We start from the raw sequence: 13,092 nt of genomic DNA, 5'->3' as shown, positions 1-13,092 counted from the left end.
ACTATTCACTCCTTTGCTGTTCTTGAAGTAGTGAATAGACATCTTCTAGACTTGGTGGAAACAGAGAGTATTGGTTAATGTTCAATGTCTCATCCTGTATTATTTCAACAATAGTACGAACCATATTTTTCTCGATTAACATCGTGAGTTTTGTATCCTCTACTAATTCTGCTTGTCCAAAATCTTTCAGTCTGTCTTTGATATTGTGAATAGAGGCCTCCTGTGCATAAATTTCTAAACGCATTCTTTGGTCTACTTTTCTCTTCAGCTTTTCGACATGGTCAATGGCTAAAAGCTTTCCGTTATCTATAACAGCTACACGATGAACAACTTTTTCAGCTTCCAGAATATTGTGAGTGACTAAAATAATCGTTGTACCCTTTTGGTTAAGCTCACGAATGATGTCCCATACTAATTTCCGTTTTAATGGATCCAGCTCATTTGTAGGCTCATCCAATATCATAACGGATGCCTGACCAATCAAAGTTGCTCCTAAACTAATGAGTCTTCTTTGACCACCTGAAAGCTTTGACAATAGCTTATCTCGATAAGCTTCCATGTCTAACCTCAGCAAAATATTATCTGTCTGTTGCTTCGACTCTTTTTTGGAAAGTCCCTTTAATCTACCCGTAAAATAAATGGCTTCCCATGTTTTTAAAAATGATAAAGCAAAAGTCTCCTGTGAATAATAAGCAGTCTGTTTCAATACATACTTCGGATTCTTAGATACTTCTTGTTGATGAAATTTCACGGATCCCTCTGTTGGTGCTAGCTGTCCTATCATTTGCTTTATCAATGTCGTTTTTCCTGCACCATTCGGGCCTAATAACCCAATTATTTCACCTTTATATATAGTCAATGAAATGCCATTATTTGCTTTAAATTTACCTTTTTTATAGTAGAAAGTTACATTTTCTAATTCATATATTGGTTCAAGCATGGTAAACAGCCTTCCCAGTTTAAATTTCAAAAGATGAGGTCTGACTAAAAAGTCAGACCTTGAGGTAATAATTATTTACCGAATGGCTTTGTATCGCCTTTTGGGAAACTCATTGGAGGAAACATCATTACTTTTCACCTCACTTTCTTTTCTCTATTGAGTGAACAACCATCAGATAAGCTAATGATAATCACTACTTATTTTTGATTCTATATTACTTTAAAGTAATATACAACTAGAAAAATAGAAAAATCAGTTTTTTCTTACTTCTAATAATAGACTAATTTAACTTATAATTTCTTCTATCTATTGGACTATTTACAAAAAGAAAATATTTTTACCCTTTGTTGCTATACGTAATATCCATTACTTTTCTTCTTTAAATTAATGAGCTTTCAAATATTATTATAAAAATATCTATTCACCGCTAATCTATATTACTTAAAGTAATATTCGACTTTACTGTGTTCATAACGATGTGAAGCTGTTAGATTACACAAAAGATAGTTAAAATTGGATTGCCCTGTATAATAAGGTCGCTTGCTCGGCACGTGTTACTGGCGTTTCGGGATAAAATTCACTATTACTCCCCAATGCAATCACAGCCTGTTCTAGTGCTGCAATATAACCCGGCTCCAATGATTACTAGAAACATCACTAAATGGACTTGTACCCTTAGAAGTTAGTTGTAATGTTTTTGCTAAAATTTTTGCTACTTGTGCACGTGTAATAGCTTCTAATGGTCGGAATGTGTCACCCATCCCATCAATAATTCCCCCTTGCTGTAGCGTGTTGATCTCTTCATGGTAGATATGATTTGGTGCTATATCAGAAAAGACTTTTGCTGAGCAATTGATTCAACTCGAAGCGCGTGCAAATAATACTGCTACATGCATTCGACTAATTAGTTCATTCGGACGGAAAGTGCCATCTTCATAACCTTGGATAATCTCTAGTGTCGCTAGTTCCTCAACTATCTCTTTTGCCCAATGGCTATCCATATCATCGAACCTTATCAGTGCTTGCGGTCGTACACTGGCAAACTCGAATAACTGTATCTTCATCCCACTTAATTTTACATGCTGCATCCTCATTACCAGCCTCCAAAGCGAATCCATCTTTGGTAGGTGAAGGTAAATCACTTATTCTTGTATTATAAGCAATCTCTAGTGGCGGAAGTATTGTACCACCATTTGTATGAAAAATGATTTTTACAGTTGATAATGAAGAGTAGTTATTATCGTTTGGGGATGTGGTATTGTCACCTGATGATGGATTCTGTTGTAATTGTAAAATGAAGTGTCTCACTTATATTTGCAAATACGGTCACATTACCAAACACAGGTTGTATAAGTAACAACAAGATGACAAATAACGAAACCACTTGTTGCCATGTTCTTCTCATAACATCCCCTTTATCCCAGAATCACACATGTTGATTAACAAAATTATACCAATATGAACCATGATGGAGATTTGATTATTGTTGTAAGGCTCTGTATAAAAATGCTACAAATTGGGCACGTGTTACTGAAGATTCTGGTTTAAAGTAACCGCTATCCCCTAACGCAATATCATTTGCCGCCAGAGCGATAATATAGTCATGTGCCCAATGTGTTGATGGAATATCTTTAAATGTATGTGTGCTCGTTGGTGATAAGTTTAATGCTATAGCTAATACTTTCGCTATTTGAGCACGTGTCATATTTTCATTTGGCTTAAAGTATCCGTTAATACCTTGATACAGACCAGCTTGTTGCACCAACTTGATGGTTTCATAATACCGATGATTTAGTGGAATATCCTTAAATGTTTGTGCTTCCTGTATTGGATTTAGTTTAAAAATACGGGAAAATATTAACGCAACATGCTGACGAGAAATCGGATCATTTGGTTTAAAAGTACCATCCGCATACCCTGTAATATATCCACGTTTAGCAAAATCACCAATCATTGTGTAAGCCCAATGATGCACGGGCACGTCTGAAAAGATAATATCTGTAATGGGCTCTTGCGGTTGCTTAGGATCAGTAGGTACCAGCTGAGGAAGCTCTATTGGTGCTGGTGCTGGTGCTGCTGGCTCTACAGGCGCTGAGTTTCCTGGAATTTGTAGTGAATCTACGGGTGCTGGTAGCTGCTCACGATATATTTCAACTTTGTATTTCTTTTTCGTAACCCCGTCTGGTGCTGTTATTTCTAGTATAATAGTATTTGCCCCGAAGTTTAGTGACACTGTCATTTTCTTTCCACTGCTGCTTGGTAATCCATTAATCATCAGCGTTGCATCATTGTCATCGAGTATTGGTGTTAAATCTATACTATTCACATTTACATCAACATTAACTGAATATTTTTCTCTTTGAGAATCAAATGATGGCTTCAAAATTCCATAATTCAACGTTAGACTTTTTAAATTTGCGTTACTCGATGGGAATCTCGTTACCGTTACTGTATAGGTCTGCGTTGTTTTATCTTCTGCTGTTACTTCTATTGTTACCGTATTCTGTCCTACATTCAGCGGAATCGGATTTGATGCTGTGCCACTGCTCACGGCATGCCCGTTCACCTTTATTTTAGCTGTAGCATCTGCTGCTGTTGGTGTTACTGTTAAACTAGTAATAGCATTCTCTACGCTTGCTGTATAGGTGAAATCTCCCCCATTAAATACAGGAAGGTATGACCCCGTGCTTAGAGTGAGATCACTCAGGTTAGCATTACTCGATGGGAATCTCGTTATCGTTATTGTATAGGTCCTCTGCGTTGTATCATCTTCTGCTGTTACTTCTATTGTTACTGTATTCACTCCTACATTCAGTGGTATCGAATTTGATGCTGTACCACTGTTAACGGCATGCCCGTTCACCTTTATTTTAGCTGTAGCATCTGCTGTTGTTGGTGTTATTGTTAAACTAGTAATGGCATTCTCTACGCTTGCTGTATAATTGCTATCTCCTGAGCTAATTTCAGGAGATAGTATTCCTGAGCTTAAAGTAAGACTAATTAGATTAGCATTACTTGATAGCGCCCTCGTTACTTTCACTTGGTATGTCTTTTTTGTGCTATTTAAAGCTGTTACTTCTATTAATATTGTATTACTTCCAACATTAAGGGGAATTGTAGCTGATGTTGCACCACTACTGACTAGATTCCCATTAACCTTAACTGTTGCAGTTGAATCTATAGCATTTGGTATGACTGTAATGGTTGAAACCGTGTTCATTACATTGACATCATAAGAAAGTATTTCTTTAGAAAATTGTGGTGAAAGCGTTCCTTCATTTAAATGTAAGCCCTCTAAATCCGCTGAATATAAATGCACGGTGGAGATTGACTTATTTCCTGCATGATCTTCCGCAAACAATGTATATGTCCCAAAATTATCCACAACAATTTTATTCTCAGTGAACGTATTTCCTCCAGTCAAAAAATAAGATTCATTCTGATTTCCAAATGCCCATTTCTTCGTTTTCACTCCACTTTTACTATCAGTAATGGTAATTGGAACTTCTAATTTCTGATTGGTAATTATGGTCATATTGCCACTTGTAATGATTGGTGCATCTTTATCGATATTATCAATAGTAATCGTTTGAACAGTTGAATTTAATAAAATATCCCTTGCATACCACGTAATCGTTCGATTTTGATCTACACTAACAGAAGAACCTACTAATGAGTTTCCAGCTGTATTAAAATATGATTCATTTTGAATGCCATAATCCCACTTTTGAATCTTCAAATCACTTTCACTACTAATATTTGCCGTAACTGTAACATCACCATTTGTCCATCCTGTAGGGGACTTTGTTAAATTGATCACTGGTGGAGTTGGATTTAATTTTAATGTGTAATTCACTTTTTCATACCTTAAACGTTTATGTGTTCCATTAGAAATGGTTTCATAGTAGCTTAAATTAGCCCATAAAGCATTAGCAGGAACGGTAGCACTTTCCACAACATTTACACCATCTACACTATAGCGGTATTTTTGATTCGTTATTGGGTTTTTACCACTCCCAATATCACCATCAAAATTACTTACTGTTATCCACTTAACATCAGAAGGAATATCAGTCCAATTGTGAACATACTGCTTTTCTACAGATTTTCCATCACGACTAAACATGTATTCTATACCATTATCTAATGGCAAAGTAATTGGAAAAAATGTTATCCATTTCGCATCTGTCGGTAAACTATCTCTATCGGTAAAATTTTTTGTTAAATAATCTCCACTATATATATGAAGAATCCCTGCAGAATCTCCTTCTAGGTACTGGATATAGGATATAACCTCTCCATTAACTGTAATTTCTGCTGCCTTTGCTGCATTTGTTAAAAATCCTAAACTACATAAAATAATAACAACACTAGTGACTAACAATAGCTTCCCCTTTTTTAATGGTTGTTGCATCTAATCCCTCCTTCTTCTTTATTTAGTGATTCATCAGAAATATCCTCACTATCTATTCACTACTTTATATTACCGAAAAGTAATATTTAACAAAAATATTACTCTATCATAGTATAATGGCGTGAAGTTGTTAGATAGCCTCACGCCTAAAAAATCATTTTTATTGCTGCATTGCACGGTATAAAAAGACCGCCAATTGGGCTCTTGTCACAGAAGCTTCAGGGTGGAACTTGCCATTATCCCCTAATGTAATCTCTGCTCGCTCTAATGCCGCAATATAGCCAACACTCCAATGATTGCTATCTACATCCTTAAAAGAACTCTTACCTTCTGATTTCAGCTGTAGTGTATTTGCTAAAATTTTAGCTAATTGTGCCCGTGTGATATTGTCTGTTGGACGAAATGCTCCATCCGCTCCATCAATAATGCCTGCCTGCTGTAAGGTCATAATCGCATCATAGTACATATGATTTGATGCTACATCCGAAAAGGCTGCTGTTGGACGAATCACCTCGAATTCAAAAGCACGTGTGAATAATGAGGCAACATGCTGGCGGCTAATTGATTCATTCGGTCGGAAAGTACCATCTTCATATCCTTTAATAATGCCCTGCGTTGCTAATGCCTCAATCATATCCTGTGCCCAATGGTTTTCGATATCTTGGAAAGTCATCACGGAAGGCTTTTGCTGTGGTTCTTTCTGTTCTTCCACTGTCAATGTTATCCATTTTGCATAGAGCGTTAAATTCTCCCTCATAAGCGTATCTTCAGCCCATTGTATCGTTAGCGCTTTATCTATATACCAACCGTCAAAACGAAAACCTTCCTTTGTTGGTACAGGTAAATCGCTGACTCTTGTATTATAGGTAATCTCCATGTCCTCTAAAGATAGGCCACCATTTGTCTCGAAGGATATTTGAATAGACGTTGATGGATGAGAAGCACTACCTCCATCCGGCATTGAAGGACCATTGGCACTACCTCCACCAGGTGTTGAAGAATTCGCTATCCATTGAGCATACAAAATTATATCTGCCTCACCTATTATTAAAGGCGTATTTGCTATATAGGCTATTCCCTTACCATCCTGTGCTGTATTCCAGCCCGCAAAAGTATAGCCTGTTCTTACTAGATTGCCACTATTTCCTTGTACCATTACTGTTTCATTTGCTTCATATAATGTACTATCCTTTGGCACTGTACCACTTGTTGCACCATTTGCATTATATATGACTGTATAAGTTGGGTTCGCTGTCCACTGGGCATACAAGATGACATCGGCTTTTCCCATTTGGAAGGTTGCATTTTCGGCATAGGATATTCCCTTACCATCTGCTTGTGTATTCCAGCCTTTGAATGTGTAGCCAGTTCTTACTAGATTGCCACTATTTCCTTGTACCATTACTTTTTCATTTTCCTCATATAATGGACTATCCTGTGGCACTATACCACTTGTTGCGCCATTTGCATCATATTTGACTGTATATGTTTGGTTAGCTACCCACTCCGCATACAATATAATATTTTCTGTACCCATTGGGAAGGTATCATCCACTGCATATGCTGTGCCTTTACCATCTGCCTGTGTATTCCAGCCTTTAAAGGTATAGCCTGTTTTCACAAGATTATCGCTATTAACCTTCACTGTCACAAGGGCATTTTCTTCATATTTCCCATCATCTTGTGGCACACTGCCTCCCGTTGCTCCATTTGCATCGTAGATAATGTTATAATAATTTGGCACTTCATACGCCCCTAAATCAATCGCCGATCCTTGCACACGTTTTTTCCCAGCAAGGTCTGTCGTTATATCTGCTAATTCAGGATAACTAGCATTCCCTTGATCTATTGCTGGAGAATCTGCTTTTAAGCGATAATCTTTCTTGCTTGAATCCATAAACACATCTGTTGGCAGATAAGTGGGCGTATCAACAGCCGTCCCAGTCGTATCAAATAGTTTCCCTCTTATGTTCTTTCCTACTTCCACATCGAGCAAACTATTTTCAACTTTACCTTTATAATTATAAAAGGCAATTTTCTTGTTATTTCCGATAATAATACTATTTTGAATTTTACTAGCTGAGCCACCTCCAGAAATAGCACCCACTCCATATTTCGGAACATCGCCACTGATGGTCACATTCGTTAAGATGATATTACTAGTTGGAGAGTCAGTACTTATAGTAGCACCATCAAAATCTGCCTTGTTGCCAGTAAATAACGTATTTCTTAAGTTGGGGCTGCTACTGCCATCATTGAACATACCGCCCCCAATATACGCTTCATTTCCAATGAATATCATATTCGTTAAAATTGGATTACTGACACCATCATTAGACATAGCCCCTCCACCATAACCTGCCTTATTTTCACGAAATGTAACAGTTGTCATCATCGGGCTACTATTGGTATTGTGCATGCCGCCCCCATTGATTGCATTGTTTTGATCAAACGTCACATCGGTTAAGCTTGGGATACTATAGTTCGTATTAAACATCCCTCCACCTAACTGACTTGCCTGATTTTTATTGAATAGCACATTTTTCAATAGTGGACTACTATTGCTACCAGTATTAAACATCCCTCCTCCATACTCCGCCTTATTCCCACTAAATGTTACCTCCATTAAGTTGGGACTGCTAGCATCATTGTATAGAGCACCTCCATAAAAAGTAGCTTCATTTTCATTAAAGGTTACGTTTGTTAAAGTTGGATTACTGGCGTAATTGTACATGCCACCACCATGCTGAGTTGCCTTATTTCTATTAAATTCAACTTCCGTTAAGATGGGATTACTCACGTTACCGTTATATATACCACCTCCGTATACTGCTTCATTGCTAGTAAATGTTATATTTGTTAAAGTCGGACTACTGCTACCACCATTATAGATAGCGCCTCCATAGCCAGTCGCTTTATTTCCATCAAATTTGACACCACTTAATCTTGGACTACTACTAGCATTGTAGATAGCGCCACCTAGGTACGCTTCATTTCCGGTAAATATGACATTTCTTAAGAGTGGGTTATTGCCATCGCTATTGTACATCCCACCACCATACATATGCGTCCCCTTATTAGCAAGACCTCCCGTAATGGTGACACCATCGAGAATGGCTGTTTCATTTAATACACTTACATCAGGGTCATATCGATGATAAAATACATGATAGGCATTTTCTCCACTAGGAAGTGCTCCACTTAGTATAGTTTTGTATGTGTTAAAATCTCGCTGCGCTAATGTCTCTTCATCACCTTTAAAACCGCCATAAATTTCCACACCATTTCTCATTAGGAATGCTACGCTGCGTGAATCATTTACATCCATTTTTCTAGTTGGTGTGTATGTTCCTTGGGCAATCCAGATTTGCTGTCCACTTTGTGCGCTATGTAAAGCGGATTGTAAATCTTGAAATGCATTGTCCCAACTTGTACCATCATTATTCCCAACAGTAGCAGTTGCGTCCACATAAATAATAGAGTTACCTGCTGACAATAACGATGGCTTTTGTTCTGCGATGCGAATTACATGCTTACTAATGGAGGATTGCCCAATGATTCTAAACCAAATATGATAGTCCCCTGCATCTGTTAAAACAAGTGGCGTTAAAGTATTGAATACTGTCCATGTATTTCCTTTGTCGTTAGAAGTCTCTACCTGTAGACTAGCACTATCGACTGTAGTTGTTGTCGCTTGAATAGTAACAGGACTTGAAGCAATGTCACCATCTATATAAGGCTCTCCATCTGTTGTGAGTGTGACAGTTAGTATGGGCTGTTCATGATCATTCGTTTCAGCATACACTGGGAAACTACCAACTACAATCTGTGCCATTAACAAATAGATGACAAATACCGATACTGCCTGCTGCCATTTTCTCATAGCATTCTCCTCTTTCTATACATTTTACTTCTACCATTTGATTGAAAAAGAATAGGAGCACTCTCTTACATCAATCATGTTCTAATGCATATGCGAATAACATACGATAATTATATTATTTAAAAATTTTAAATTGCTATAAAAGCAAAACGCGACTCTATTTTGGATTAATTTTACATATTAAACATTAAACATCAATCCCATGTACAATCTCCCTTCTTCTTAATGGTGTCACTCATTCACTAAGTCTATTTAAAGCCCCATCGATTTTTACAGTGGTTTAGAAGGTTTGATTTGATCCTAAAAAATCTGGATGAACGTTAACAGAGATGTTATTTTGGTACTCATAGATCCTTCTTTCTACATCTTGATATAAAATAACAACAAGCAATTTTATATTACTCAAAAGTAATATTCAACTATATAAAAGAAAAATCATTTTCTTTTATATAGTTATTTCCTCTATTTTCTCTAGTAAATATCCTTTCTATTACTAAAGTTACAATTATCTATCTCTTGGCTTTTTACTTTGGCAACAATTGAATGAATGCTAATCATTCAATCAATTCACTAAAACACTCTGAAACCCATATGTGTAACTAAATCTTTCCAAAAACACCCCTTGTCCCCTGAAATTTCACTAATCCATCTACAGTTGCTAATTGACCAATCAATTGCTTTATATCTTCTTTTCTGTAGTAGAAAGTTACATTTTCTAACTTACTCTGTTCAAGCATATTAAACAGTCTCTCCATTTAAAAGATAAAGGTCTGACTAAATAAGCCAGACCCTTAAGTAATAATTACTTAACAGTAATACGGCCACCTTTATCTCCTACATATGGCATTGGTGGATACATCATTACATTCACCTCCTCTTTTCTTCTTTAATGGAGTGAACCATTTGAAATACTAATGGTAATCACTACCTATTTCTAATATTATATTACTCAAAAGTAATATTCAACTTTAAAAAAAGAAAAAATCAGTATTTTCTTTTTTTAAAATTATGAAGTGGTTGATTATTAGTCATGACTTCCCCTATCCAGCATACCATCTATTAATAAATTCACAATATCAGTGGCTATCTCTTCTGGCTTTTTTTGCTTTGGCAGTAATTGAACAAATGTTAATCGCTCAATAATACCTATTAAGCTCTCTGCAACTATATGTGTATCTAAATCTTTCCGAAAATAGCCAGCATCTACTTCATAATCCAGATTCTCTTTAATTTGCTTGACGATTTGTGCCTTTATTTCATCAGCCTTTGTCGATAAATATAATCCAATTCTTGTTAAATTTGGGTTTTTAGCAAAAAACGCTAATAATTCCTTAACATTATGGATAATACGTGATTTTACTGTTGCTTGCTCTAATGCAGGCTGTAAGCGGCTTTTTTTGGCTAAATCCATCATTCGTAAACGAAAAAGATTCTCTAATTCTTCAAAAATGGACTCTTTATTTTTAAAATACAGGTAAAAAGTAGGCTGACTTAATGATGCACTTTTTACTATCGTACTCACCTTCGTTTGATGATATCCATGCTGCGCAAACTCTTTCGCTGCAATTTCAAGTAATAATGCGCGACTTTCTTCTCCACTTGCGCCTTTTGGTCTACCTCTTTCTGCCATAAAAAAAACTCCTCCATTTAAGTACCCTTAAAACTTTTTTCTATAAAAAAAGCCCTTTATAAGGATAGTTAGTTGTAAAACCTTACTTCCAATAAAAAGGACTAAATTTATTACTAGGGTAACATGAAGGACTTCATTAGAGCAATGACTTTGATTTCTACCCGAAGTAAATTGGAAAAAATAAACTGTTACTCCATCCTCATAACAGGAATAGTGACTGTCACTTTTCCTCCACCAGTTATCGAATCATTAGCGAGTGTTATTACCCCATCATGCTTTTTAATAACTGACTCTGCAATATAAAGACCCATACCATGATGATCTGTTGTATTTCTACTTGGGTCTCCACGATAAAATTGTTTGGTAGCCTCTTTTAAATCTTTTGCTGAAAAACCTGTACCACTATCTTTCACAGTAAAATGAATAACATTCACCTTTCCTTCAATAGATAAAGTGACTTTCCCGTTATTTGGTGTGTGCTCAACCGCATTGACAATCACATTTAATAGAGCCCGATAAAAAAGCTCTTCCTCTATCATAATGGAAGTAGGTAGGCTGACCATTTCTACAGTAACTTCAAGATTTTTTTCTAAAGCAAGAGCTTTCATTTGTTGTTCGACCTGTTGAATAAAAGAATGCATGGCGACATTTGATTTTGAGGTGACAATACCTTGCTCCACATTCGAAAGATCCATTAATTGCTTTGTGAATTTTTCAATTTCAACCGTATTTTTTAATATATAATGGTTAAATTCTTTTTGCATTTCATCTTGGGCGGTGTCCAATAAAAGTTCGGCATTTCCCCGAATAATCGTCAATGGTGTTTTCAGGTCATGTGCCAGTGCTGATATTTGTTCTCTGCGCAATCTTTCTGCCCGCCATTGCTGTGTCAAAGAAGTATTTAATGCTTCCTTCATTTGTTCGAAGGAAAGAGCAATATCATCAATTTCTTGGATTCCAGACGGTTGTAAATGAAATGCCAAATTTTGATGTTGTATTTTTTCAATAGCTTCTTGTAAGCCCATCATTTTTTGTTTTAGTCTTCTGCCAAAATGAACAGCAAGTACCGCTGCTTGTACAACAACTCCAATAATAAAAACTAATAAAACCGTTAATTGCGGATTAGGTAAATAATTTCTTATGATGGCAGAGCGATACTCAGGTACTAAACTATAGCGTAAAATACATATTTCTTGTTCGCGCTCAATAAATGCATAAAATTGAGAACTTCCTTGCTTCTCTCCCTTTTGTTTTAACTGCCATGCATAGGAAGCCTCTTCTTTTGTTAAATTGCCTGAAATAAACTCTCCCTGATTTGAAACCACTGCATATTCTACAAGATCAGGGATCATCTCATCCGTTACCGAGCTGCTTGTAGCAATTCGATCTTTTGCTAACGTGATTTGTGTCTCTGCATAATTTGCAGGTAAAATAATACTAGCTGAAAAGGCAAACATAAATAGACCTATTAATAGTGCCACTAAAAGAATGATGCCAATGCAAAGAAAAAATAAATATCTCAGAAAAAATGTATGCAGACGTGTTCCTTTCCTCGGTTTTACGGTTTCCACTTATAGCCAATCCCCCAAACCGTATCAATGACTTCTATATCAAATGCATGCAGCTTTGAACGAATATTTTTAATATGCTCTGTTATCGCTGTACTGTCACTTTTGCCATCAAACCCAAAAATCGTTTCGTATATTTGATCTTTAGAAAAAACTTGCCCGCGATGACGTGCTAAAAATTCACATATTTCATACTCACTTTTGGTTAACGGAATCCTCTCATTTTGAACAAATAGTTCTTTACCAGAAAGATTAAAATGAACTTTACCATGATAAAGAACATTCCGTTTCTCTCTATTTTCACGTCGAATATGAGCATTTACCCTTGCCCGTAGTTCCCCAATACTAAAAGGTTTGATTAAATAGTCATCTGCACCTAAGCCAAGACCAAACATAATATCTTCCTCTAAGGTTTTAGCGGTAAGAAAAAGAATCGGACAATCTACAGCATGGCGAATTTGCCTACATAGCGTATAGCCATCAATAGCAGGCATCATCACATCAAGTAAGATTAGATCAAAAAAGCCTAGATCCATCTTCTCTACCTCTGTCGAATTAAACACAATATTTACTAAATGATTATCTTTATGTAGTGCATTTTTAACCAGCATTAAAATATCAATTTCATCATCAACTACTAATATATTTGCCATAATT

Annotated in this window: 12 protein-coding genes; all 12 read right to left on the bottom strand. The window is 36.3% G+C overall.

What is annotated here, in order from left to right; genetic code table 11:
- Nucleotide 1: 1 nt before the first annotated feature.
- Nucleotides 2-940, bottom strand: coding sequence for an ABC transporter ATP-binding protein (locus tag PSR12_RS05760; RefSeq protein WP_221682715.1), 939 nt, complete (start codon nucleotides 938-940; stop codon nucleotides 2-4).
- Nucleotides 941-1,447: 507 nt separating this feature from the next.
- Nucleotides 1,448-1,543 (bottom strand): hypothetical protein, encoded by a 96-nt coding sequence (locus PSR12_RS23820; RefSeq protein ID WP_342456129.1) that lies wholly within the window; start codon nucleotides 1,541-1,543, stop codon nucleotides 1,448-1,450.
- A gap of 8 nt (nucleotides 1,544-1,551) precedes the next feature.
- The gene (locus PSR12_RS05755; RefSeq protein WP_257521330.1) at nucleotides 1,552-1,701 is read right to left on the bottom strand and encodes an S-layer homology domain-containing protein; all 150 of its coding nucleotides are present in this window, start codon (nucleotides 1,699-1,701) and stop codon (nucleotides 1,552-1,554) included.
- A 96-nt stretch (nucleotides 1,702-1,797) separates the two neighbouring features.
- Nucleotides 1,798-2,034, bottom strand: a complete 237-nt coding sequence (locus PSR12_RS05750) for an S-layer homology domain-containing protein (protein WP_274772013.1) — start codon at nucleotides 2,032-2,034, stop codon at nucleotides 1,798-1,800.
- A complete protein-coding gene (locus tag PSR12_RS05745; protein ID WP_274772012.1) occupies nucleotides 1,943-2,248 on the bottom strand; it encodes an InlB B-repeat-containing protein in 306 nt (101 codons plus the stop codon). Before PSR12_RS05745 ends, PSR12_RS05750 begins: the two co-directional genes overlap by 92 nt.
- Nucleotides 2,202-2,345 (bottom strand): hypothetical protein, encoded by a 144-nt coding sequence (locus PSR12_RS05740; RefSeq protein WP_221682770.1) that lies wholly within the window; start codon nucleotides 2,343-2,345, stop codon nucleotides 2,202-2,204. Before PSR12_RS05740 ends, PSR12_RS05745 begins: the two co-directional genes overlap by 47 nt.
- A 75-nt stretch (nucleotides 2,346-2,420) precedes the next feature.
- Entirely contained in the window at nucleotides 2,421-5,354 is a 2,934-nt protein-coding gene (locus PSR12_RS05735) for a cadherin-like beta sandwich domain-containing protein (RefSeq protein WP_274772010.1), read from the bottom strand.
- Between the two features lie 160 nt (nucleotides 5,355-5,514).
- Nucleotides 5,515-9,237, bottom strand: coding sequence for an InlB B-repeat-containing protein (locus PSR12_RS05730; protein ID WP_274772008.1), 3,723 nt, complete (start codon nucleotides 9,235-9,237; stop codon nucleotides 5,515-5,517).
- A gap of 599 nt (nucleotides 9,238-9,836) precedes the next feature.
- Nucleotides 9,837-9,974, bottom strand: coding sequence for a hypothetical protein (locus PSR12_RS05725; protein WP_274772006.1), 138 nt, complete (start codon nucleotides 9,972-9,974; stop codon nucleotides 9,837-9,839).
- A gap of 287 nt (nucleotides 9,975-10,261) precedes the next feature.
- On the bottom strand, nucleotides 10,262-10,867 hold the full coding sequence (locus PSR12_RS05720) for a TetR/AcrR family transcriptional regulator (protein WP_274772004.1): 606 nt from the start codon (nucleotides 10,865-10,867) through the stop codon (nucleotides 10,262-10,264).
- 188 nt (nucleotides 10,868-11,055) lie between these two features.
- On the bottom strand, nucleotides 11,056-12,438 hold the full coding sequence (locus PSR12_RS05715; RefSeq protein ID WP_274772002.1) for a sensor histidine kinase: 1,383 nt from the start codon (nucleotides 12,436-12,438) through the stop codon (nucleotides 11,056-11,058).
- Nucleotides 12,426-13,088, bottom strand: coding sequence for a response regulator transcription factor (locus PSR12_RS05710; protein WP_221682718.1), 663 nt, complete (start codon nucleotides 13,086-13,088; stop codon nucleotides 12,426-12,428). The genes PSR12_RS05715 and PSR12_RS05710 overlap by 13 nt, the downstream gene beginning before the upstream one ends.
- Nucleotides 13,089-13,092: the final 4 nt, after the last annotated feature.

Source organism: Lysinibacillus sp. G01H (assembly GCF_028872195.1).
GTDB classification, from domain to species: Bacteria; Bacillota; Bacilli; order Bacillales_A; family Planococcaceae; genus Lysinibacillus; species Lysinibacillus capsici.
This window is presented reverse-complemented; position numbering and strand designations above follow the sequence as displayed.